Genomic DNA, 24,495 nt, shown 5'->3' on the forward strand with positions numbered 1-24,495 from the left:
GACGCCGTGCCGCGCATTTTCATGCGACGGCCCGACGCGGCCCTTGAAGTGCGCGAGTTAGAGGCTGCGAGCAACCTGAACCTTCTCGAAGACTTCGATCTTGTCGCCGACTTTGACGTCGTTGTAGCTCTTCACGCCGATACCGCATTCCATGCCGGCACGTACTTCGGAAGCGTCATCCTTGAAGCGGCGCAGGGATTCCAGCTCGCCTTCGAAGATAACGATGTCTTCACGCAGTACACGGATCGGACGGTTACGGTGCACAACACCTTCGATCACCATGCAGCCTGCGATCGCGCCAAACTTCGGCGAACGGAACACGTCACGCACTTCGGCGACACCCAGAATGTTCTCGCGAACATCGCTGCCGAGCATACCGGTCAGGGCTTTCTTGACGTCTTCGATGATGTCGTAGATCACGTTGTAGTAACGCATATCCAGACCTTCCTGCTCGACGATCTTCCGTGCGCCAGCATCGGCACGCACGTTGAAGCCGAACAGTACAGCGCTCGAAGCCAGTGCCAGGTTGGCATCGGACTCGGTGATACCACCGACACCGCCGCCGACTACGCGCACTTGCACTTCGTCGTTGCCCAGGCCATTCAGAGCGCCTTGCAGAGCTTCCAACGAACCACGGACGTCAGATTTGAGGACGATATTGAGCGTCTTCTTCTCTGCCTGACCCATGTTTTCGAAGATGTTTTCCAGCTTGCCGGCGTGAGCGCGAGCCAGTTTGACTTCGCGGAACTTGCCTTGACGGAACAGAGCCACTTCACGGGCTTTCTTCTCGTCGGCAACCACACTCATCTCGTCGCCAGCGTCCGGGGTACCGTCCAGGCCGAGAATCTCGACAGGGATGGAAGGACCGGCTTCCTTGATTGGCTTGCCGTTCTCGTCGAGCATGGCACGCACGCGGCCATAGTTCGAACCGACCAGAACCATGTCGCCTTGGCGCAGGGTACCGTCTTGCACCAGAACGGTTGCAACCGGGCCACGACCTTTGTCGAGACGCGATTCAACCACAACACCACGGCCTGGAGCCGACGGAGTCGCTTTCAGCTCGAGCACTTCAGCTTGCAGCAGAACGGCTTCAAGCAGGTCGTCCACGCCAGTACCGAGTTTCGCCGAAACCGATACGAACGGCGTTTCACCGCCCCACTCTTCCGACGTCACGCCGTGAACCGACAGTTCACTACGGATGCGATCGAGATCAGCGCCCGGCTTGTCGATCTTGTTCACTGCAACAACCAGTGGAACGCCAGCGGCTACCGCGTGCTGAACAGCTTCAATGGTCTGCGGCATCACGCCGTCGTCCGCTGCAACTACCAGGATCACGATGTCGGTCGCCTTGGCACCACGGGCACGCATTGCGGTAAACGCGGCGTGACCAGGGGTGTCGAGGAAGGTAACCATGCCGCGTTCGGTTTCAACGTGGTACGCACCGATGTGCTGGGTGATACCGCCGGCTTCGCCAGCAGCTACCTTGGCACGACGGATGTAGTCGAGCAGCGACGTCTTACCGTGGTCAACGTGGCCCATTACGGTCACAACTGGCGCACGGGAGAACGACTCACCTTCAAACTTCAGGGACTCGGCCAGGGAATCTTCCAGGGCGGTGTCGCTGACCAGGGTCACTTTGTGGCCCAGTTCTTCGGCTACCAGTTGAGCAGTTTCCTGATCAAGCACCTGGTTGATGGTCGCTGGAGTGCCCAGTTTGAACATGAACTTGATGATTTCAGCGGCCTTGACCGACATCTGATTGGCGAGATCGCCAACAGTGATGGTCTCGCCGATCTGCACATCACGCACGACAGGGCCGGTTGGGCTCTGGAAACCGTGAGCGTTGCGCTTCTTCAGCTTGGCCTTGCCGCGACCACCACGACGGAAGCCATCGCTTTCTTCGTCGGTAGTACGTGGCGCAACACGTGGCGCTGGCGCTTTCTCTTTGACCGATGCGCGATGCGGAGCGTTTTTGCGCTCGCCATCACCACCGCCACTGCGACGATTGTTGTCGTCGGCACGTGGTTTGTCCGGACGGCGCTGTTCGTTCTGCTTGTTACGAACGTCAGCAGACGGCGCTGGAGCGGCGGCAACCACCGGCGCGCTTTCACGTACCGGCTCAGCAACTGCAGCAGGAGCTGCAACGGCGGCGCTAGTCGCGGTTTGCGCAGAGCCAGGATTGCGGCGTGCTTCTTCTTCGGCGCGCTGCTTGGCTTCTTGCTCAGTCTTCTGGCGGGCAGCATTTTCTACTGCGCGACGCTCATCCAGTTCACGCTTGCGCTCGGCTTCGATTTCTTCCGGGCTGCGCTGTACGAAAACTTTCTTTTTGCGAACTTCAACGCTGATGCTCTTGCTACCAGCCACACGCAGGGTGCTGGTGGTTTTACGCTGCAGCGTGATCTTGCGTGGTTCTTCCACTTTCGCCTTGTGGCTGCTTTTCAAGTGAGTCAGCAAAGATTGCTTCTCACTGTCAGTCACATTTTCTTCGGCGGCGGTGTGCGGCAGACCTGCCTCACGCATCTGCTGCAACAGGCGCTCTACCGGTGTTTTGACCTCATCGGCCAGTTGTTTCACCGTGACTTGCGTCATGCACTTCTCTCCTCAGGCCGCGCCTAATTACTCGAACCAATGGGCTCGGGCGGCCATGATCAACTTGCCGGCACGATCATCGTCAATGCCGTCGATGTCGAGCAGGTCGTCAATAGACTGCTCGGCCAGGTCTTCGCGGGTAATTACGCCGCGCACCGCCAGTTCCATCGCCAAATCCTTGTCCATACCCTCAAGCGAGAGCAGGTCTTCGGCCGGATGGGCGTCTGCCAGCTTTTCCTCAGTAGCGATGGCTTTGGTCAACAAACGATCCTTGGCACGAGCGCGAAGCTCGTTGACGGTATCTTCGTCAAAGCCGTCGATGTTGAGCATTTCTTCCAACGGTACGTAGGCAATCTCTTCCAGGCTGGTGAAGCCTTCATCTACCAGCACCTGCGCCAGGTCTTCGTCGACTTCCAGCTCGTCAATGAAGTTGCGCAGGATGTCGCCGGTTTCTGCTTGCTGCTTAGCCTGGATGTCCGATTCGGTCATCACGTTCAGGGTCCAGCCAGTCAACTGGCTTGCCAGACGCACGTTCTGACCACCACGACCGATGGCCTGAGCCAGATTGTCTGCGCCAACGGCGATGTCCATTGCATGGGCATCTTCGTCAACGATAATTGCCGCAACCTCGGCCGGGGACATGGCGTTGATCACGAACTGAGCCGGGTTGTCGTCCCACAGGACGATATCAACACGCTCACCGCCCAACTCACCCGACACTGCCTGGACGCGCGAACCGCGCATACCGATGCAAGCGCCTTGCGGGTCGATGCGTTTGTCCTTGGAGCGGACGGCGATCTTGGCACGCGAACCCGGGTCACGGGACGCAGCCATTACTTCGATCAGACCTTCAGCAATTTCCGGCACTTCGATGCGGAACAGCTCGATCAGCATTTCCGGCGCGGTACGCGACAGGATCAGCTGCGGGCCGCGATTCTCGGTGCGGATTTCCTTGAGCAGCGCACGCAGACGCACGCCTACACGGAAGGTTTCGCGAGAAATGATGTCTTCACGAGCCAGCAACGCCTCGGCGTTGTTGCCCAGATCGACGATCACGTTGTCGCGGGTCACTTTCTTCACGGTGCCGGAGATGATTTCTCCAAGGCGCTCGCGATAGGCGTCGACCACTTGAGCGCGCTCAGCTTCACGCACTTTCTGCACAATGACTTGCTTGGCAGTCTGTGCAGCAATGCGGCCGAACTCGATGGAGTCGATTTTTTCTTCAACGACGTCGCCAACGTTGGCACCAGGATGCGTTTCGGCAACCTTGCTCGGCCAGGTTTCGATAGCCGGATCGTCAAGATCATTCTCTTCGACGACCGTCCAGCGACGGAAAGTTTCGTATGCCCCGGTGTGGCGGTTAATTTCCACACGCAGGTCAACTTCGTCTTCAAAACGCTTTTTGGTAGCAGTGGCCAGAGCCAGCTCCAGCGCTTCAAAAATTACGCTTGCCGGTACGCCCTTTTCATTGGATACCGACTCAACAACCAGCAGTACTTCTTTGCTCATCGTACGCCTCGCCTTTCGCAAGCCATTGGATCCGCGGGATCCGCGTCTCAGTCAAAACTGGGAATAATGTTGGCCTTGTCGATCATATCGATCGGCAACAGAAATTCATGGTCATCTACCTGCACCACGACATCCTGTTCTTCTACACCGCGCAGAAGGCCCTGAAAGTTGCGTCGACCTTCAAAAGGCGAACGCAGCTTGATCTTCACTTGTGCACCGACAAACTGGGCGAACTGCTCGATAGTGAACAGTGGGCGCTCCATGCCAGGCGAGGAAACTTCGAGGGTGTATTCAACGGTGATTGGATCTTCAACATCCAGGACACCGCTGATCTGACGGCTGACAATGGCGCAATCGTCCACCAGCACACCGCCCTCTTTATCGATATAAACGCGCAACATCGAGTGACGACCTTGAGCCGAAAACTCAATACCCCAGCATTCATAGCCTAGGGCCACGACCACCGGGGCCAGCAAGGCCTGCAACTCTTCTAGCTTGCTCGACACCTGAACCCCCTAGTGCATGTATGTGCATGCTATGCAGAATAAAAAAATGGGCGAAACGCCCATCCTTGAAACGCCGTCGAACAGCGGCGTTGAAAGTGTCCAGCTAACAAAAAGCCCCTTAAAAGGGGCTCTTTAAACTGGTTGCGGGGGCCGGATTTGAACCGACGACCTTCGGGTTATGAGCCCGACGAGCTACCAGACTGCTCCACCCCGCGACAAAGCTGGGGCGGAAGTATACGACCGATCCCTTATAGGGTCAATCTACCTTCCACCTGCAAGAAAGCCCGCAACAGCGGGCTATCCTGACTAATTGGTACCGAGAAGGGGACTCGAACCCCTACACCCTATGGGCACAACCACCTCAAGGTTGCGTGTCTACCAATTCCACCACCTCGGCAAAACTACAGTGAAACCCTTCTTACTTTTGCTCTTGAGCTGGAGGTACGTCAGTCGCTGGAGAAGCCGACTTTTGCTCTTGAAGCACCGGGACATCATCAGAAGCCGGTTGTTGCTGCTTAGGTACTTCCAACACTGCTGGATCTGGCAAACCTGCTTGAGTCAGCTGATGAGCTTTCTCTTTAGCAAAGTAACCTAACCCCAAGCTGGTTATGAAGAAACCGGCGGCAAGTATAGCAGTAAACTTACTAAGAAAGGTAGAGGAACCTTGGCTTCCGAAGACAGTATTTGAAGCACCTGCTCCGAAAGACGCGCCAGCGTCCGCACCCTTACCCTGCTGCAGCAAAACCAGAGCAACTACGCCCAATGCACCCAGCAGATGAAAAACGACTACGACTGTTTCCAGCATTTTTTCAGTTTCCCGCGGCGCGACAGATCGCACCGAACTCATCTGCATTCAGGGAAGCTCCACCAATGAGCCCCCCATCGATATCCGGCATGCCGAACAGTTCGACCGCATTGGCCGCCTTCACGCTGCCGCCGTATAGAAGCCGCACACCTCGTGCGACTTCAGAATTCTCTGCCGCCAACTGCTCACGAATGGCTTTATGCACATCCTGAGCCTGCTGCGGCGTTGCGGTCAGCCCGGTACCAATGGCCCAGACCGGCTCGTAAGCTATTACCGCCTTGGCAAAAGCACCTACACCCAGCTCCTCAATGATGCTGCCCAGCTGACGCCCGACAACTTCAAGAGTTTTACCGGCTTCGCGCTGCTCAAGGGTTTCCCCTATACACAACACCGGAATCAAGCCACATGCCTGTGCCGCTGCGAACTTGCGATTCAGCATTCCGTCTCGCTCGCCCATCATCTGACGGCGTTCGGAGTGCCCGACAAGCACCAGGGAACAACCTGCATCCACCAACTGACTCGGCGCAATCTCACCGGTCAATGCACCTTGCATGGATTCCACCGCAGAATTCTGCGCGCCGACCGAAATCGACTTGCCTTTCAAGCCATCAATCACTTGATTGATATGCAAGCAAGGCGGGAATACTGCGACATCAACACCGCTTGGCAAGGCCAGATGACGAAGGCCGTTGATCAGCTCAGCGACGCTGGCGCGGGTACCGTGCATCTTCCAGTTACCAGCTACCATAGGGCGACGCATGCTGTACCTCGTCGGTCAAAGTGGGCGCAGATGTTACCCAACACAATCATGGCTTGCAAGCCGTATCAGGCAGAAACTTCAGTTACCAGTTTCGCCAGTTCTTCGGCATAGCCGCGAACAAGGGTTTCGTCCTCGCCTTCGACCATCACGCGCACCAGAGGCTCTGTGCCGGACTTGCGCAAAAGCACACGTCCACGCCCCGCCATTGCCTGGGTTACGCGCGCGCTGGCTTCCTTGACTGCCGGATGCTCCAGCGGGCTTTCGCCACCGCCGAAACGCACATTGATCAGCACCTGAGGACACTTGCGCAACGCTTGGCGAGCGAGCGCCAGGCCTTCGTTACGCATTTTGAGCGCCATCAGCACCTGCAGAGCCGCAATGATCGCGTCGCCCGTCGTGGTGTGATTGAAGCAAACGACATGCCCAGAGTTCTCACCACCGACCAGCCAATTACGCTCCAGCAATTCTGCGATCACATAGCGATCGCCGACATTGGCACGAATGAATGGAATCGAAAGATCGGCGAGCGCCAATTCCAGACCAAGGTTACTCATCAGGGTGCCGACCACACCGCCCTGCAGCTTTCCACGCTCATGCAAATCACGCGCAATGATGAACAGCAACTCGTCGCCATCGACGATGGCGCCGGTGTGATCGACCATCAATACGCGATCGCCATCACCATCAAAGGCGATACCCAGGTCAGCGTGCTCTGACAATACTGCCGCCTGCAGCTGACCCATATGGGTCGAACCGCAGTTGTCATTGATATTCAGGCCATTGGGTTGGGCCGATAGAACGACAACGTCTGCACCAAGCTCACGGAAAACGCTTGGAGCAACCTTATAGGTGGCGCCGTGGGCGCAGTCGATGACAACTTTCAGCCCGGAAAAAGTGGTGCCGGTAGGCACACTGCTCTTGCAGAACTCAATGTAACGGCCTGACGCATCGTTGATCCGCGACACCTTACCGATCTTGCTCGACTCGACCACGGTCATCGGGGTGTCGAGCAGCTCTTCGATCATCAACTCCACCTCGTCCGGAAGCTTGGTACCTTTTCCGGAGAAGAATTTGATGCCGTTGTCATCATGCGGGTTGTGCGAAGCACTGATCACTATGCCAGCCTCAGCCTGGAACGTGCGCGCCAGGTAAGCAATGGCGGGCGTCGGCATTGGACCGAGCAGCATGACATCGGCACCTGCCGATGTCAGACCAGCCTCGAGCGCCGACTCGAACATGTAGCCGGAAATTCGCGTGTCTTTGCCGACCAGCACCTTGCAGGCACCCATCTTGCGGAACGCCATGCCGGCAGCCCAGCCAAGCTTGAGCATGAAGTCAGGAGTAATCGGATATTCACCGACTCGACCACGAATGCCGTCAGTACCAAAATATTTCTTGCTCATAAGTGCTCCATCATTTTTATTCGGCTGATTCGACGGCCGCGATCATCCGCACGACATCTATCGTTTGCGCCACATCATGGACACGCAATATACGCGCCCCCTTGACCGACGCCAGTGCCGCCAGAGCCAGACCACCATACAAACGTTCGCCCACAGGGCGATTCAATGCATGCCCGATCATGCTCTTGCGCGAAACACCCACCAGCAAGGGGCGACCCAGCGCATGCAGGGCTTCCATATGCTTGAACAAGCTAAGGTTGTGCTGCAGGGTTTTGGCGAAGCCAAAACCGGGATCAAGGATGATTCGATCAGCCGGAATACCTGCCAATGCACATCGCGCCATGCGCTCGGCGAGAAACTCGCCTACTTCCCGAGTCACATCATCGTATTGAGGATTGTCCTGCATATCACCCGGCTCTCCGAGCATATGCATGAGGCACACAGGCAAACCGGTTGCCGCTGCCGCATCAAGTGCCCCATCACGCCGTAGCGATCGCACATCGTTGATCAACCCTGCTCCCAGCCGCGCGGTTTCGCGCATCACGGCAGGTGTCGACGTATCGACCGAGATGATCACGTCGAGTTCGCGATTGATCAACTCGACAATAGGCGCAACGCGCTCGAGCTCTTCCAGCGGCGACACCGCGCGCGCGCCAGGGCGAGTGGATTCGCCGCCAACATCAACTAACGTCGCGCCAGCCGCAACCATGGCTTCGGCGTGGCGCAAGGCCTCGTCGAGCTGGTTGTATCGACCGCCATCGGAAAAGGAATCGGGAGTGACATTGAGAATGCCCATGACATGCGTCTGGGCCAAATCAAGAACCCGGTTGCCGCAAGGCAACCGGGTCAGGGACTGAACAGAAGTCATTTCAAACCTTAAACGTCAGCAGCCGGGCCGCCAATCGGTGTTTCCGGACGCTCATCCTGGACAACTGGAGGCGGCGGTGTACCGGTACCACCCGACCAATCGCGAGGCTCGCGAGGCGTGCGGCCAGCCATGATGTCGTCGATCTGTTCAGCGTCGATTGTCTCGTACTTCATCAAAGCATCAGCCATCGCATCGAGCTTGTCACGGTTGTCCGTGAGGATCTGCTTGGCCGTGCCGTAGCACTGATCAATGATGCTGCGCACTTCGGAGTCGATCAGCTTGGCAGTATCACCGGAGAAGCTGGCAGCCTGGCCACCACCGCCGCGACCGAGGAACACTTCTCCCTCTTCTTCGGCATACATCAGCGGACCAAGTTTTTCCGACAGGCCCCACTTGGTCACCATGTTTCGCGCAATCTGACTTGCACGCATGATGTCGTTGGAAGCACCAGTGGTGACACCGTCGAAGCCCAGGGTCATTTCTTCAGCAATACGGCCGCCGTACAGCGAGCAGATCTGACTGATCAACGCACGCTTTGACAGGCTATAGCGATCTTCTTCCGGCAGGAACATCGTCACACCCAGTGCACGACCGCGCGGAATGATCGACACTTTGTAGACCGGATCATGCTCAGGCACGACGCGACCAACAATAGCGTGGCCCGCTTCGTGATAAGCAGTGTTCTGTTTTTCTTTCTCGGACATGACCATCGATTTGCGCTCGGCGCCCATCATGATCTTGTCTTTGGCCAGCTCGAATTCCTTCATCTCGACGATGCGCTTGCCGCTGCGAGCAGCGAACAGCGATGCCTCGTTGACCAGGTTGGCCAGGTCGGCACCGGAGAAGCCCGGGGTACCACGCGCGATAACACCCGGAGCGACGTCGTCGCCCATTGGCACTTTGCGCATGTGAACCTTGAGAATCTGTTCGCGACCACGGATGTCCGGCAGACCAACAACAACCTGGCGGTCGAAACGGCCCGGACGCAGAAGCGCAGGGTCGAGTACGTCAGGACGGTTGGTTGCAGCGATCACGATGATGCCGTCATTCATTTCAAAGCCGTCCATCTCAACCAGCAACTGGTTGAGAGTCTGCTCACGTTCATCGTGTCCACCGCCCATGCCGGCGCCACGATGGCGACCGACGGCGTCGATTTCGTCGATAAAGATGATGCATGGAGCGTGCTTCTTGGCCTGCTCGAACATGTCACGGACGCGGCTCGCACCGACACCAACGAACATCTCGACAAAGTCGGAACCGGAAATGGTGAAGAACGGCACCTTGGCCTCGCCGGCGATTGCCTTGGCCAGCAAGGTTTTACCGGTACCCGGAGGGCCGACCATCAAGACACCGCGAGGAATTCGACCGCCCAGACGCTGGAACTTGCCCGGATCACGGAGGAACTCAACCAATTCGCCAACTTCTTCCTTGGCTTCATCGCAACCGGCAACGTCAGCCAAAGTGGTTTTAACCTGATCTTCGGACAGCAGGCGCGCCTTGCTCTTGCCAAAGCTCATCGGCCCGCCCTTGCCACCGGCACCGCCCTGCATCTGGCGCATGAAGAACATGAACACCGCGATGATCACCAGGATCGGGAAGCTGGCCACCAGAAGCTGGGTCCAGATGCTTTGCTGCTCAGGCTGCTTGCCTTCAACCACAACGTGGTTGTCGACCAGATCGCCGATCAGGCCATTGTCCTGAATAGCCGGACGAATGGTCTTGAAGCTGTCGCCATCGCTGCGTTTGCCGGTAATCACATAACCATCAACGGCTACGCGCTCGACCTTTCCATCCTTGACCTGCTGGATGAAGTCGGAATAGTTGAGGGTCTGCGGCTCGTTAGGGCTGGAGAAGTTGTTCATCACCGTCACCAGGACAGCCGCGATGATCAACCACAGGATCAGATTCTTTGCCATATCGTTCAATTAACTACCCTCTGAAGCAAGCTCCGCTACTGGCGCGCGCTTCGCATGATATTCACCGGCCTAACTTACTACATTACCTACAACTCTGGCAGGCGCCGTCTGTAACCCTTTGTGAAACACTTTCTACACAATATTCGTTAATGCGCCCGGAGCGAAATGCGAAAAACCTATCGCCCTGGTCGAATTACGTCGTTTTACTCGCTACGGCCGCGGTAGCCCCAAGCCAGCATGTATTGCTCTCGGGAACTGCCCCGGGACGAATCCGGCTTGATCATCTGGATCTTGTCGAACTTCTTGCGAGCATCCTTCAGGTAAACATCGAACCCTTCGCCCTGAAAAATCTTGATAACGAAATTACCACCTGGCTTGAGTATCCGCTCCGCCAAATCAAGAGCCAGCTCGCAAAGAAACATGGCTTTGGGCATATCCACTTCAGGCGTACCACTCATATTGGGGGCCATATCGGAAATCACAAGGTCCACCTGCGAATTACCCACGGCTTCAAGGATGCGTGCGAGCACTGCGTCTTCCGTGAAGTCCCCATGAATGAAAGTCACGTCAGGAATACTGTCCATCTCCAGGATGTCCGAGGCGATCAGACGCCCCTGACCACCGATCAGCCGGCTAGTGACCTGAGACCAGCCACCAGGCGCCGCACCCAGGTCGACAACGCTCATGCCAGGACGGATCAGCTTGTATTTCTCCTGGACCTCCAGAAGTTTGTAACTCGCACGCGAACGGTAGCCATCCTTCTGCGCCTGCTTCACATAGGGATCATTGACATGTCTTTTCAGCCAACCAAGGCTTGTCTTGGAACGCGCCATTGGGCACCTCGATGATAAGGGTCGTGATTAGTTGGGCGGATCCACGAACCCTCGGGTAAAATGGCCGCCATTTTACAGAATCCAGACGAAAGGGTCAGATTATGCCGCTCACTCCAGAGCAGAAGAAACAGTACAAATCCATTGGCCACCATCTGAAACCAGTTTTGACTGTGGCTGACAACGGTTTGACTGAAGGTGTGTTAGCCGAACTTGAACGCGCTTTGGCGGATCACGAGCTGATCAAAATCAAGCTCAACATCCTCGATCGCGAGTCGCGCCTGGCGTCCATTGCAGAGCTGTGCAAGGTCGGCAAGGCGGATCTGGTTCAGGTCATCGGCAAGATGGCACTGCTTTACCGCAAGAACTTCAGCGTCAACAAGCAGCTGTCGAACGTTCATCGCTTCAAGTGATGACAAGGGTCAAGGGTGTGCTTCGCGCACCCTGCCACTCCATCCCGGTACCGGTTGCATCACCAGCACCAGCCCGGAAAACCCCAGCACCAGATAACTGAACACCTGCCAGCGCTGCGCATCCGGCCAGCCGACACGCACTGCGAAATACATCGCACACGCGTACAACGCCATCAACAGCACCTGCCCGCGAAAATCCCGCCATAGACTGGCAAGGCCCTCGGCCTGTAAAAGCACCAAAGCCTGAAATATCACGCATGCAGCGGAAAAACCCACCACCAGCCCTTCAAATGCACTGGCAACTTCGTCGATCAACAGCGGCGCCAGGCCAATCTTGACCAACGCCGGCTGCAAACCGAAATGAATCAGCCAGAGACCGCCAACCCACAACATCTGGGTCAGCTGCCAAAGCATGGCGCCCGCATGCAGCGGGCGCCCGGTTTCAGATGTGACGGACTTCGACAATCTCGTACTCGATAACGCCGCCTGGCGTTTTCACGGCGACCGTATCGCCCTCTTCCTTGCCGATCAAGGCGCGGGCCAGAGGCGAACCGACCGAAATCTTGCCGAGTTTGAAGTCAGCCTCATCCTCACCCACGATGTGGTAAGTGACGCTTTCATCCGTCTCGACATTGGCGATTTCGACGGTGGTACCGAAGATCACTTTGCCGGTATGAGGAATGGTCGTGACATCAATGATGACCTGATTCTGAATCCGGCCTTCGATGTCACGAATCCGCGCCTCGACCATGCCCTGCTGTTCGCGGGCGGCATGGTATTCCGCGTTTTCTTTCAGGTCACCCAACTCGCGGGCCGTCCCGATGTCCTGGCTGAGCTTCGGACGGACAACCTTGGTCAGGTGAGTGTGTTCTTCTTCCAGGGCTTTCGCGCCCTGAACTGTCATTGGGTACTTGGTTATGCTCATGCCTTCAATCCTGCGTGTAGATCCTGCAAGCGACGCACGGTCTTTTCCGGACCGAATTTCAGCGCTTCACAGATAGCTTCGCCAGCAGCAATGGTGGTGGTGCAGTAAATCTTGTGCTGCAAGGCATTACGACGAATGGAGTAGGAATCGGCGATCGACTGGCGACCTTCGGTGGTGTTGATGATCAGCGTGACTTCGTCATTCTTGATCATGTCGACCACGTGCGGACGACCCTCGGTCACCTTGTTCACACGACGCACTTTCAGGCCTGCGGCTTCGATCAGCTTGGCAGTACCGGCAGTGGCAACCACTTCGAAGCCCAAGTTGATCAGATCACGGGCCACGCCTGCAACCAGTGGTTTGTCATCGTCACGCACACTGATGAATGCAGTGCCGCCAGTTGGCAGCACTTCGCTCGCGCCCATCTGGGCTTTGGCGAATGCTTCACCGAAGGTGTCGCCGACACCCATCACTTCACCAGTCGACTTCATTTCAGGGCCGAGGATCGGATCAACGCCAGGGAATTTGGCGAACGGGAAGACCGCCTCTTTCACGCTGTAGAAGTTCGGAATGATTTCTTTGGTGAAGCCGATTTCTTTCAGGGTTTTACCTGCCATCACGCGAGCCGCGATCATGGCTAGGGAAACACCGATGCACTTGGATACGAACGGCACGGTTCGGGAAGCGCGCGGGTTGACTTCGATGACGTAGATGTCTTCGCCTTGCAGTGCCAACTGCACGTTCATCAGGCCGACAACGCCCAGTTCCAGGGCCATTTTCTTGACCTGTTCGCGCATCTCGTCCTGGATGTGCGCCGGCAGCGAGTACGGTGGCAGCGAGCAAGCGGAGTCACCGGAGTGAACGCCAGCCTGTTCGATGTGCTGCATGATCGCGCCGATGACCACGTCTTTGCCGTCGCAGACCGCATCCACGTCCATCTCGATGGCGCAGTTGAGGAAGTGGTCGAGCAGCACCGGGCTGTCGTTGGACACTTTCACTGCATCACGCAGATAGCGCTTGAGTTCTTCTTCTTCGTAGACGATTTCCATCGCACGGCCGCCCAACACGTAGGACGGGCGAACCACCAGCGGATAACCGATCTTGGCCGCAGCGCGAATGGCTTCGTCTTCGCTGCGCACGGTAGCGTTTGGCGGCTGACGCAGGTTCAGGCGCTCAACCATTTGCTGGAAGCGCTCACGGTCTTCGGCGCGGTCGATGGCGTCAGGGCTGGTGCCGATGATCGGCACGCCAGCAGCTTCCAGGGCGCGAGCCAGTTTCAGCGGGGTCTGGCCGCCGTACTGGACGATGACGCCTTTCGGCTTCTCGACGCGGCAGATTTCCAGCACGTCTTCCAGGGTTACCGATTCGAAGTACAGACGGTCGGAAGTGTCGTAGTCAGTTGAAACGGTTTCCGGGTTGCAGTTGACCATGATGGTCTCGTACCCGTCTTCGCGCAAAGCGAGGGCGGCGTGTACGCAGCAGTAGTCGAACTCGATGCCCTGACCGATACGGTTTGGACCACCGCCGAGGATGATGATCTTGTCGCGACCCGACGGCGCTGCTTCGCATTCTTCCTCGTAAGTCGAATACAGATAGGCGGTATCAGTGGCGAACTCGGCAGCACAGGTATCAACGCGCTTGTAGACCGGGAACACTTCCAGCTTGTGACGATGAGTCCGCAGGTTCTTCTCGGTAACACCCAGCAGCTTGGCCAGACGCTGATCGGAGAAGCCTTTGCGCTTGAGCTTGAACATCAGATCGCGGTCGATAGCGGACAGACCCAGGGTCTTGACCTTCTCTTCATCCTTGATCAGATCTTCGATCTGTACCAGGAACCACGGATCGATCATGTTCATGCCGAAAATTTCTTCGACGGTCATGCCGGCGCGGAAAGCGTCGGCCACGTACCAGATACGCTCGGCACCCGGCACGGTCAGTTCGCGCTTAAGGATGCTCATGCTTTCCGGGTTGCTCAGGTCGAGCTTCTCGTCCAGGCCGCAAACGCCCACTTCCAGACCACGCAGGGCTTTCTGCAGCGATTCCTGGAAAGTCCGGCCAATCGCCATGACCTCACCAACCGACTTCATCTGAGTGGTCAGACGCGCGTCAGCCTTAGCGAATTTTTCGAAAGCAAAGCGAGGCAGCTTGGTGACGACATAGTCGATCGACGGCTCGAAGGACGCCGGGGTCTTGCCGCCGGTGATGTCGTTCGACAGTTCGTCGAGGGTGTAGCCCACAGCCAGTTTGGCCGCGACTTTGGCGATCGGGAAACCGGTGGCCTTCGAAGCCAGGGCCGAAGAACGCGATACGCGCGGGTTCATTTCGATCACGACCATACGGCCAGTGTCCGGGCAGATACCGAACTGCACGTTGGAACCGCCAGTCTCGACGCCGATCTCGCGCAGTACCGCCAGGGAGGCGTTACGCAGGATCTGGTATTCCTTGTCGGTCAGGGTCTGAGCCGGGGCAACAGTGATCGAGTCACCGGTGTGCACGCCCATCGGGTCGAAGTTTTCGATCGAGCAGACGATGATGCAGTTGTCCTTTTTGTCACGGACAACTTCCATTTCATATTCTTTCCAGCCGATCAGCGATTCGTCGATCAGCAGCTCTTTGGTCGGCGACAGGTCCAGACCACGGGCGCAGATTTCTTCGAACTCTTCACGGTTGTAAGCGATACCGCCACCGGTGCCGCCCATCGTGAACGACGGACGGATGATGCACGGGAAGCCCAAGGTTTCGAGAACCGCGTTGGCCTCTTCCATGCTGTGGGCGATACCGGAGCGCGGGCACGCCAGGCCGATGGACTTCATCGCCTTGTCGAAACGCGAACGGTCTTCAGCCTTGTCGATGGTGTCGGCGTTGGCGCCGATCATTTCCACACCGAACTTCTCCAGAACGCCTTCGCGCTCCAGGTCGAGGGCGCAGTTCAGAGCGGTCTGGCCGCCCATGGTCGGCAGCAGTGCGTCTGGACGCTCTTTCTCGATGATCTTGGCAACGGTCTGCCACTTGATCGGTTCGATGTAGGTCGCGTCGGCCATCGACGGGTCGGTCATGATGGTGGCCGGGTTGGAGTTCACCAGGATGACGCGGTAACCCTCTTCACGCAGGGCTTTGCAAGCCTGGGCACCTGAGTAGTCGAATTCGCAGGCCTGGCCGATAACGATCGGGCCAGCGCCGAGAATCAGGATGCTTTTAATGTCTGTACGTTTTGGCATGGGTTTGTCACTCAAATCCGCAGGTCAGTCGGCAAGCCGTCTTGATCGATTTCTGAAGCCTCGAAGGGGCCGCCGGTATCGGGGCCACCCTCGAGGGGCTTCTCTCTACAGTCTCAAGGCGAACGCTTAGCGTCGCTTGGCCATCTCGTTGATGAAGCGGTCGAACAGTGGCGCCACATCGTTCGGGCCCGGGCTCGCTTCAGGGTGACCCTGGAAGCTGAACGCGCTCTTGTCGGTGCGCTCGATACCTTGCAGGGTGCCGTCGAACAGCGATTTGTGGATCGCGCGAACGTTGGCTGGCAGGGTTTCTTCGTCTACCGCAAAACCGTGGTTCTGGCTGGTGATCATCACGACGCCAGTGTCCAGATCCTGTACCGGGTGGTTGGCACCGTGGTGGCCGTGGCCCATTTTCAGGGTCTTGGCGCCGGAGGCCAAAGCCAGCAGCTGGTGACCGAGGCAGATGCCGAATACCGGAATTTCGGTTTCCAGCACTTCCTTGATCGCCTTGATGGCGTAGTCGCATGGCTCCGGGTCACCAGGGCCGTTGGACAGGAACACGCCATCGGGTTTCAGCGCCAGTACGTCGGCAGCAGGCGTTTGCGCCGGCACGACGGTGACGCGGCAGCCGCGCTCGACCAGCATGCGCAGGATGTTGACCTTGACGCCGTAGTCGTAGGCAACCACGTGGTATGGCAGCTCGGAGGCTTCGATGGTCGCGTGGCTGTCGGTTTTCAGATCCCAGACCGTCGAGCGCCATTCGTATTGCTTCTTGGTGCTGACGACTTTCGCCAGATCCATGCCCTTCAGACCCGGGAAGCCTTGCGCTGCGGCAATGGCGGCTTCTTCAGAGATGTTGTCGCCGGCCATGATGCAGCCGTTCTGGGCGCCTTTTTCCCGCAGGATGCGGGTCAGGCGACGGGTATCGATACCGGCGATTGCCACAACATTGTTGGCTTTCAGGTAATCGTCCAGGGACATCGTGCTACGCCAGTTGCTCGCCACGAGCGGTAGGTCGCGGATGACCAGACCGGCAGACCAGACGCGATCAGACTCGGCATCTTCTGGCGTGGTGCCAGTGTTGCCAATGTGCGGGTAGGTCAGGGTAACGATCTGTTGGGCGTAGGAAGGATCGGTAAGGATTTCCTGATAGCCGGTCATTGCGGTGTTGAACACCACCTCACCAACGGTTTGACCGTCGGCACCAATGGCTTCGCCGCGAAAAATGCTGCCATCAGCAAGGGCAAGTATGGCTGGCTTAGTCAAGAAGACCTCCCGTAAATAACGCATGAAAGGGCGATCGCAGGTTGTAAAAAAGCGGAATGACGTATGGACACGTCACCCCGCTTGTTCACTGAATAATTCTGCGCGCTTTTAGTGGACACACTAAAGCTGTAGCTTACAGAAAAAGGCTTTTTTGGTCTACCGCCAATGAGCCCGAAAGGGCAGAGAATGCGACAGGGCGTCGCTTGGCGGATAAAACCGGGCTCAAACATGTGGTTTGAACCCGGCTTCTGTAGCATTTAATGCAGGTCGAGCACGTCTTGCATGTCGTAAAGACCCGGCGCGCGACCATCCAGCCACAACGCAGCGCGCACCGCACCCTTGGCGAACGTCATGCGACTGGAAGCCTTGTGCGTGATCTCGAGCCGCTCACCTTCACAGGCGAACAGCACCGTGTGATCACCGACTACATCCCCACCGCGCACCGTGGCAAAACCAATGGTTTCACGCTCGCGCACACCGGTGTGGCCTTCACGCCCATAGACCGCAACCTTCTGCAGATCACGATCCAGCGCGCTGGCAATCACTTCACCCATGCGCAAAGCCGTACCTGACGGCGCATCGATCTTGTGCCGGTGATGCGCTTCGATGATTTCGATATCCGCATCATCACCGAGCACACGCGCAGCCATATCAAGCAGCTTCAGCGACAGATTGACCCCGACACTGAAGTTGGCAGCGAACACGATGGGAATATCCTTGCCCGCCTCGGCCAACAGATGTTTCTGCGCGGCATCCAGCCCGGTCGTGCCGATGACCATTGCCTTGCCTGCCTTACGACAGAAGGCCAGGTTTTTCAGCATGACTTCAGGCAGCGTGAAATCGATCAGCACATCGAACTCATCCGCTACTGCTTCGACATGACCAGACAACGGCACGCCGATTCGCCCCAGCGATGCCAACTCACCGGCATCGACGCCGATCAGCGTGCTGCCCGGGCGAACGATCGCAGCAGTCAGCCCGGTCAGCGGCGCGCGCTGCTGCACGGCCTCGACCAGAATCTTACCCATGCGCCCGGCGGCGCCCATCACTGCAATACGTCGCATGCCGACTCCTTACAAATCGCCGAAGAAGCGCTTTACACCGTCGAACCAACCGGTGGTTTTCGGCGAATGACTGTTGTCATCGGCCAACGAGCTGCGGAACTCTTCCAGCAATTCACGCTGACGACGGTTCAGATTGACCGGGGTTTCGACGGCCACACGACACATCAGGTCGCCCGCACCACCGCCACGCACTGGCGCTACGCCCTTACCGCGGACGCGGAACTGTTTACCGGTCTGCGTGCCTTCGGGGATTTTCAGTTTGACGCGACCGTCGAGGGTCGGAATCTCCAGCTCGCCGCCCAACGCTGCATCGACAAAGCTGATCGGCACTTCGCAGAACAGATGCTTGCCGTCACGCTGGAAGATGTCGTGTTCGCGGACATTGATGACCACGTACAGATCGCCAGTCGGGCCACCCTGAGTCCCCGCCTCGCCTTCACCAGACAGACGGATGCGGTCGCCAGTATCAACGCCGGCCGGTACTTTGACCGACAGGGTTTTGTACTCTTCGACACGACCGTCGCCATGGCAGGAATCGCACGGATCGGAAATGATCTTGCCTTGACCATGGCAGCGCGGGCAGGTCTGCTGAACCGAAAAGAAACCCTGCTGCATGCGCACCTGACCGATGCCGCCGCACGTCGGGCACGTCGAAGGCGACGAGCCTTTCTTGGCGCCCGAACCATCGCACGGCTTGCAATTGACCAGTGTCGGCACGCGGATATTCACCGAGGTGCCACGCACTGCTTCTTCCAGATTCAGCTCCAGGGTGTAGCGCAAATCGCTACCACGCTGCGCGCCTCCACGGGAACCGCCGCGACCGCCGCCGAAGAAATCACTGAAGACATCGCCAAAGATGTCAGAGAAATTCTGACCACCGAAACCAGCACCGCCGCCACCCATGCTCGGATCTATACCGGCATGCCCATACTGGTCGTACGCAGCGCGCTTGCTCGAATCGGACAGCACTTCGTAGGCCTCGTTGGCCTCTTTGAACAGATCTTCCGACGCTTTGTCATCGGGATTACGGTCCGGGTGATGCTTCATCGCCAGACGACGGTAGGCCTTCTTCAGGTCCGCATCGCTTGCGCCACGCTCAACACCCAACACTTCGTAATAATCACGCTTTGCCATAAGTTCTTCGCACTCTTGAGGACGTTCGGCAAACCCCTCCTGAGGTGGCCAAACTCGTTGAGCCCCAATACAGGCCCGGACCCAACTCACGTCAATTCAACGATCCTGGTCTTTGATTCATGCGGTACTTTCGGCGCGAAAAGCAGGAGCATTCCCGGCCATACCACCAACACGCGAACCTTGTCGCATGCTGTAAAAATTCGCGTATTCCAGATACGCCAACGCGGGAGCAAGCTCCCGCGCGGCGACATCCTACCAGTCACCGCCTGAAGGCAGTCAACCGGCCGACCAACAACTTACTTGTGGTCTTTAACTTCTTCGAACTCAGCATCGACAACATCGTCGGCTTTTTCAGCCTTCTCGTCCTGCGGTGCTGCGCCTTCAGCAGGCTGAGCCTGTTCGGCGTACATCTTCTGAGCAACCGGAGCAGAGACTTTCGACAGCTCTTCGACTTTCGCTTCGATGGCAGCCTTGTCGTCGCCTTTCACAGCGGCTTCCAGAGCAACCACGGCAGCTTCGATCGCGGTCTTCTCTTCGGCGGTAACTTTGTCACCCGCGTCAGCGATCATTTTGCGAGTCGAGTGAACCAGTGCATCACCCTGGTTACGGGCGCCAGCCAGCTCTTCGAACTTGCGGTCTTCCTCGGCATTCGCCTCGGCGTCACGCACCATGCGCTCGATTTCTTCGTCGGACAGGCCGGAGTTGGCCTTGATCACGATCGACTGAGTCTTGCCGGTCGCCTTGTCTTTCGCGCCAACGTGCAGGATGCCGTTTGCGTCGATGTCGAAGGTCACTTCGATCTGCGGCACGCCACGTGGTGCAGGTGGAATGTCGGCCAGGTCGAACTTGCCCAAGGACTTGTTCTGCGTGGCTTGCTTACGCTCGCCTTGCAGGACGTGGATGGTCACGGCGCCCTGGTTGTCGTCGGCAGTCGAGAACACTTGCGATTTCTTGGTAGGAATCGTGGTGTTTTTCTCGATCAGCGCGGTCATCACGCCACCCATGGTTTCGATACCCAGGGTCAGCGGGCTGACGTCGAGCAGCAGAACGTCTTTCACGTCACCAGCCAGAACGGCGCCCTGGATGGCAGCACCCATGGCAACAGCTTCGTCCGGGTTAACGTCTTTACGCGCTTCTTTACCGAAGAAATCGGTAACCAGCTTCTGTACCAGCGGCATACGGGTCTGACCACCGACCAGAATCACGTCGTTGATCGCGCCAACGTCCAGACCTGCGTCTTTCATGGCGATGCGGCAAGGCTCGATGGTGCGCTGAACCAGGTCTTCAACCAGTGCTTCGAGCTTGGAACGCGAAATTTTCACGTTCAAGTGCTTAGGACCGGTGGCATCTGCAGTGATGTACGGCAGGTTGACGTCGGTCGACTGAGCGGACGACAACTCGATCTTGGCTTTCTCAGCGGCTTCTTTCAGGCGCTGCATGGCCAGCGGGTCACCTTTGAGGTTCATGCCGCTTTCTTTCTTGAATTCGTCAACGAGGTAGTCGATCAGACGAATGTCGAAGTCCTCACCGCCCAGGAACGTGTCACCGTTGGTGGCCAACACTTCGAACTGGTGCTCGCCGTCAACTTCAGCGATCTCGATTACGGAAACGTCGAAAGTACCGCCACCCAGGTCGTAAACGATCACGGTGTGATCGCCCTTGGCCTTGTCCATACCGTAAGCCAGAGCAGCTGCGGTTGGTTCGTTGATGATACGTTTAACGTCCAGACCCGCGATGCGGCCCGCGTCTTTGGTCGCCTGACGCTGGCTGTCGTTGAAGTAGGCCGGAACAGTGATAACTGCTTCGGTGACTTCTTCGCCGAGATAATCTTCGGCGGTCTTTTTCATCTTTTTCAGGATTTCAGCCGAGATTTGTGGCGGTGCCATTTTCTGGCCGTTCACCTCAACCCAAGCGTCGCCGTTGTCAGCCTTGGCGATCTTGTAAGGAACCATCTGGATGTCTTTCTGCACAACTTCTTCGTCGAAACGACGACCGATCAGACGCTTTACTGCGTACAGAGTGTTGTGCGGGTTGGTGACTGCCTGACGCTTGGCAGACTGACCAACCAGAATTTCGCCATCGTTGGCGTAAGCGATGATCGACGGCGTGGTACGCGCGCCTTCAGCGTTTTCAATAACTTTTGCTTTGCCGTTTTCCAGCACGGAGACGCAGGAGTTGGTAGTCCCCAGGTCGATACCGATAATTTTGCCCATGTTAACTCTCCCGAAACTTTGGATTTGGATGCCGCAGCAGTGGTGGCTGACTGCGGTAGCACTTAAACGCTTGACTTCTAAATGGGGGCCTTGCGGCTAATTTCAAGCCTGCTCATCAATAGAAGGCGAAACTGGCGCTGGTGCCTTGCTGACCACGACCATGGCCGGGCGCAGCAGACGACCGTTGAGCTGATAGCCCTTCTGGAACACCTTCAGAACACTGTTCGGCTCGACGTCTGCGCTTTCCTGCATGGCCATTGCCTGATGCTGAACGGCGTTGAACGGTTCGCCATGCGGATCGATCGCTTCAAGCTGATAACGCTTGAGGGTGTCGTGAAACATTTTCAGCGTCAGCTCGATACCTTCGCGCATCGGACGGATGCTTTCGTCGTCCGGGTTCGACAACTCGAGGCCGCGCTCCAGGCTGTCGACGATCGGCAGCAGGTCGCTGGCGAATTTTTCCAGCGCAAACTTGTGCGCCTTCTCCACGTCCTGCTCGGCACGACGACGGACGTTCTGCAGATCGGCAGCAACACGCAGAGACTGATCCTGCGCGGCGGCCAATTGCTCTTCGAGCACTTGTACACGGGTCGCCAGGTCGTCACCCGAACCCTCGGGCGCCTGATTGGCTTCTGGGTTTTGCTTATCTACTGTCTGTTCGTCAGCCATAGAATTCTCCTTTCAATATCGTCCGCGAGTTCGACTCGCGCTTCTGCCCCGATATATGGGGCCGCAAAATCAGTCTTCAAGGGGCTCAAGCATTAACCCTACAAAAAAGTGCTGCTTTTTTTCATTCCTCGATGAGCTAAGCATTTGCATTGCTCAAGCGAATCGACCTAAGTGAGGGCATTGTCAGCCCTGAACAAAACACTGTATAAATAACCAGACCTAAAGCCTGGGAGCGGCCTTTATGCTGGTGCACCTGTCCGTACATAACTACGCCATCGTTGAACATCTCGATCTTGAACTTGATCGCGGGATGAGCGTGATCACAGGGGAAACCGGCGCCGGCAAGTCGATCATGCTCGACGCCCTGGGCCTGACCCTTGGCGATCGTGCCGACAGCGGCGTAGTCCGCCCGGGCGCCGACAAGGCCGATATCCTGGCAACCTTCGACCTGGCCGATATCCCCGAAGCCAGCGCCTGGCTGGCCGAGCGCGATCTGGACATCGACGGGCCGTGCATCCTGCGCCGGGTGATCACTTCGGAAGGACGCTCTCGTGGCTATATCAACGGCACACCCTGCCCGCTTGGCGATTTAAAGTCCCTTGGCGAATTGCTGATCGATATCCACAGCCAGCACGAACATCAGTCTCTTCTGAAAACCGATACCCATCGTCGCCTGCTCGACGAATACGCTGGCGCGACCGACCTCGCCCGCCAGGTACAACTGGCGGCGCAACGCTGGCGTCAGACTCGCCAGGAGCTGGAGCGTCTCTCCAACTCCGGCGACGAACAGCGCGCTCGTCATCAACTGCTCAGCTACCAACTCGAAGAACTCGAAAACCTCGGGCTTGGCGATAACGAACTCGAACAGCTGGAGCAGGAACACAAGAACCTGACCAATGCTGAAACCCTGCTCGGCATTTGCCGACAAGTGGTCGAACAATGCAGCGAAAGTGATTCCGGGAATGTGTTGAATGCGTTGACCGCCAGCCTTAATCGCCTCTCGAGCGTGAACAACTCCGTTGGCGCCCTCGGCGAAGCCAGCAGTTTGTTGACCAGCGCGCAGATTCAGGTTGAAGAGGCCGTCGGTGAACTTAATCGCTTCCTCGATAACTTCGATGCCGACCCGGCACGCCTGCAATATCTGGAAGAGCGCCTCGACGCCATTTACACGCTGGCGCGCAAGCATCGGATCCAGCCAACCGAAGTCAGTGAAATGCAGCAAAAACTGCTGGATGAAATCGAAACGCTCAATGCCAATGACGAATCCATTGAGCGATTGGGCGAAGAGTTGGCCTCCTATGCCCGCCACTACCAGGAAAAGGCACGGGAGCTGAGCGATTTGCGCCATCAGGCCGCTGACAGCCTCGCCAGTGCGGTGGAACAGGAGATTCAACGACTGGGCATGCCGGGCGGTCGATTCACCATCGAACTGCGCGCCAACAGCAGCGACGAACTCTTGCCTAACGGCCTCGAACAAGTCGAATTGCTGGTAAGTGCCAACCCCGGCCAGCCGCTGAAGGCGCTGGCGAAAGTCGCATCCGGTGGTGAGCTTTCGCGGATCAGCCTGGCAATCCAGGTAATCACCGCACAGACATCTCGCGTTCCAACCCTGGTGTTCGACGAAGTCGACGTGGGCATCGGCGGCCCGACGGCTGAAATTGTCGGCCAGTTATTGCGTCGACTCGGTGAGCGCGGCCAGGTATTGACCGTCACGCACTTGCCGCAAGTGGCAGCTCAGGGGCATCAGCATCTGTTCGTACACAAGGTACGCGGGGAAGAGGCAACACACACCGCCGTCTCCAAGCTGAGCAAGAACGACCGTATAGAAGAAGTGGCACGGATGCTGGGCGGTATCGATCTGACCAAAGAGTCTCTGGCGCACGCGAAGAAGATGGTCGTCACCGCAAAAGTTTAAGAATGGCAGAAAGCACGAAGGCGACCCTTGGGTCGCCTTCGCTCGTTTCGCGAACCTGAAGTTCGCGCGACATGCTTACTTTTTCTTGCGTACGTACAGCACCAGATTGTGATCAACCATCTCAAAGCCATGCTTCTCGACGATCGACTTTTGAAGTTTTTCGATTTCTTCGTCGAAGAACTCGATCACTTCACCGGACTCCACGTCGACCATATGGTCGTGGTGACCACCGTCAGCCAACTCAAACACAGCGTGGCCGCCGTCGAAGTTGTGACGGACCACCAGGCCAGCGGCTTCGAACTGGGTCAGAACACGGTAAACCGTGGCCAGACCGACGTCCTCACCCGCCTCCATCAACGCCTTGTAGACGTCCTCGGCACTCATGTGACGCTGCTCTGTAGAGTCGAGCATTTGCAGGATCTTGACCCGTGGCAGGGTCACTTTGAGGCCAGCTTTGCGTAGTTCGCTATTTTCAACCATGGTCAGCTTTCTCGC

At 57.4% G+C, this 24,495-nt stretch carries 20 protein-coding genes and 2 tRNA genes; 2 read left to right on the top strand and 20 right to left on the bottom strand.

Annotation, left to right across the window (positions count from 1 at the left end; all coding sequences use genetic code 11):
- Positions 1–57: 57 nt before the first annotated feature.
- From infB to rlmE, 11 genes are all read right to left on the bottom strand, one after another.
- On the bottom strand, positions 58–2,589 hold the full coding sequence (gene infB, locus IEQ42_RS04270) for a translation initiation factor IF-2 (protein WP_042557595.1): 2,532 nt from the start codon (positions 2,587–2,589) through the stop codon (positions 58–60).
- Between the two features lie 27 nt (positions 2,590–2,616).
- Entirely contained in the window at positions 2,617–4,098 is a 1,482-nt protein-coding gene (nusA, locus tag IEQ42_RS04275; RefSeq protein ID WP_042557594.1) for a transcription termination factor NusA, read from the bottom strand.
- 47 nt (positions 4,099–4,145) lie between these two features.
- Entirely contained in the window at positions 4,146–4,604 is a 459-nt protein-coding gene (gene rimP / locus IEQ42_RS04280; RefSeq protein WP_042557593.1) for a ribosome maturation factor RimP, read from the bottom strand.
- A 138-nt stretch (positions 4,605–4,742) separates the two neighbouring features.
- Positions 4,743–4,819, bottom strand: a tRNA-Met gene (locus tag IEQ42_RS04285).
- A 96-nt stretch (positions 4,820–4,915) separates the two neighbouring features.
- Positions 4,916–5,001, bottom strand: a tRNA-Leu gene (locus IEQ42_RS04290).
- A 21-nt stretch (positions 5,002–5,022) separates the two neighbouring features.
- Positions 5,023–5,409 (bottom strand): preprotein translocase subunit SecG, encoded by a 387-nt coding sequence (gene secG, locus IEQ42_RS04295; protein ID WP_042557592.1) that lies wholly within the window; start codon positions 5,407–5,409, stop codon positions 5,023–5,025.
- A gap of 4 nt (positions 5,410–5,413) precedes the next feature.
- Positions 5,414–6,169, bottom strand: a complete 756-nt coding sequence (tpiA, locus tag IEQ42_RS04300; RefSeq protein WP_210702653.1) for a triose-phosphate isomerase — start codon at positions 6,167–6,169, stop codon at positions 5,414–5,416.
- 65 nt (positions 6,170–6,234) lie between these two features.
- Positions 6,235–7,572 carry a phosphoglucosamine mutase gene (glmM, locus tag IEQ42_RS04305; RefSeq protein ID WP_210702654.1) on the bottom strand — a complete coding sequence of 446 codons (1,338 nt, stop codon included), beginning with the start codon at positions 7,570–7,572 and terminating at the stop codon, positions 6,235–6,237.
- Between the two features lie 16 nt (positions 7,573–7,588).
- Positions 7,589–8,440, bottom strand: a complete 852-nt coding sequence (gene folP / locus IEQ42_RS04310) for a dihydropteroate synthase (protein WP_210702655.1) — start codon at positions 8,438–8,440, stop codon at positions 7,589–7,591.
- Positions 8,441–8,448: 8 nt separating this feature from the next.
- The gene (gene ftsH / locus IEQ42_RS04315; RefSeq protein ID WP_042557588.1) at positions 8,449–10,356 is read right to left on the bottom strand and encodes an ATP-dependent zinc metalloprotease FtsH; all 1,908 of its coding nucleotides are present in this window, start codon (positions 10,354–10,356) and stop codon (positions 8,449–8,451) included.
- 203 nt (positions 10,357–10,559) lie between these two features.
- Complete coding sequence (gene rlmE / locus IEQ42_RS04320; RefSeq protein ID WP_210702656.1) at positions 10,560–11,189, bottom strand: 23S rRNA (uridine(2552)-2'-O)-methyltransferase RlmE; 630 nt, start codon at positions 11,187–11,189, stop codon at positions 10,560–10,562.
- 101 nt (positions 11,190–11,290) lie between these two features.
- On the opposite strand from rlmE, the gene IEQ42_RS04325 reads away from it, so the two are divergent.
- Positions 11,291–11,599: a YhbY family RNA-binding protein gene (locus tag IEQ42_RS04325; RefSeq protein WP_042557586.1), complete on the top strand. Its 309-nt coding sequence runs from the start codon at positions 11,291–11,293 to the stop codon at positions 11,597–11,599.
- 9 nt (positions 11,600–11,608) lie between these two features.
- On the opposite strand, the gene IEQ42_RS04330 is transcribed toward IEQ42_RS04325, so the two are convergent.
- The 8 genes from IEQ42_RS04330 to grpE all read right to left on the bottom strand — a co-directional run bounded on the left by IEQ42_RS04330 (position 11,609) and on the right by grpE (position 22,085).
- Positions 11,609–12,013, bottom strand: a complete 405-nt coding sequence (locus IEQ42_RS04330) for an MFS transporter (protein WP_210702747.1) — start codon at positions 12,011–12,013, stop codon at positions 11,609–11,611.
- Between the two features lie 28 nt (positions 12,014–12,041).
- Positions 12,042–12,518: a transcription elongation factor GreA gene (greA, locus tag IEQ42_RS04335; protein ID WP_042561951.1), complete on the bottom strand. Its 477-nt coding sequence runs from the start codon at positions 12,516–12,518 to the stop codon at positions 12,042–12,044.
- A gap of 2 nt (positions 12,519–12,520) precedes the next feature.
- Entirely contained in the window at positions 12,521–15,742 is a 3,222-nt protein-coding gene (carB, locus tag IEQ42_RS04340) for a carbamoyl-phosphate synthase large subunit (protein WP_115147483.1), read from the bottom strand.
- Positions 15,743–15,868: 126 nt separating this feature from the next.
- Complete coding sequence (gene carA / locus IEQ42_RS04345; protein ID WP_210702657.1) at positions 15,869–17,005, bottom strand: glutamine-hydrolyzing carbamoyl-phosphate synthase small subunit; 1,137 nt, start codon at positions 17,003–17,005, stop codon at positions 15,869–15,871.
- A 257-nt stretch (positions 17,006–17,262) separates the two neighbouring features.
- The gene (dapB, locus tag IEQ42_RS04350) at positions 17,263–18,069 is read right to left on the bottom strand and encodes a 4-hydroxy-tetrahydrodipicolinate reductase (RefSeq protein ID WP_210702658.1); all 807 of its coding nucleotides are present in this window, start codon (positions 18,067–18,069) and stop codon (positions 17,263–17,265) included.
- 9 nt (positions 18,070–18,078) lie between these two features.
- Positions 18,079–19,203 carry a molecular chaperone DnaJ gene (dnaJ, locus tag IEQ42_RS04355; RefSeq protein ID WP_150595098.1) on the bottom strand — a complete coding sequence of 375 codons (1,125 nt, stop codon included), beginning with the start codon at positions 19,201–19,203 and terminating at the stop codon, positions 18,079–18,081.
- Positions 19,204–19,499: 296 nt separating this feature from the next.
- A complete protein-coding gene (dnaK, locus tag IEQ42_RS04360) occupies positions 19,500–21,416 on the bottom strand; it encodes a molecular chaperone DnaK (protein WP_150617089.1) in 1,917 nt (638 codons plus the stop codon).
- Positions 21,417–21,518: 102 nt separating this feature from the next.
- Positions 21,519–22,085 (bottom strand): nucleotide exchange factor GrpE, encoded by a 567-nt coding sequence (gene grpE / locus IEQ42_RS04365; RefSeq protein WP_042557580.1) that lies wholly within the window; start codon positions 22,083–22,085, stop codon positions 21,519–21,521.
- A 241-nt stretch (positions 22,086–22,326) separates the two neighbouring features.
- Between grpE and recN the strand changes: the two genes are divergently transcribed.
- On the top strand, positions 22,327–24,000 hold the full coding sequence (gene recN, locus IEQ42_RS04370) for a DNA repair protein RecN (protein ID WP_210702659.1): 1,674 nt from the start codon (positions 22,327–22,329) through the stop codon (positions 23,998–24,000).
- A 75-nt stretch (positions 24,001–24,075) separates the two neighbouring features.
- Here recN and fur read toward each other — a convergent pair whose 3' ends face one another.
- On the bottom strand, positions 24,076–24,480 hold the full coding sequence (gene fur / locus IEQ42_RS04375; RefSeq protein WP_150595101.1) for a ferric iron uptake transcriptional regulator: 405 nt from the start codon (positions 24,478–24,480) through the stop codon (positions 24,076–24,078).
- Positions 24,481–24,495: the final 15 nt, after the last annotated feature.

Origin of the sequence: Pseudomonas iridis (assembly GCF_017980685.1) — a bacterium.
In the GTDB taxonomy this organism is placed as follows: domain Bacteria; phylum Pseudomonadota; class Gammaproteobacteria; order Pseudomonadales; family Pseudomonadaceae; genus Aquipseudomonas; species Aquipseudomonas iridis.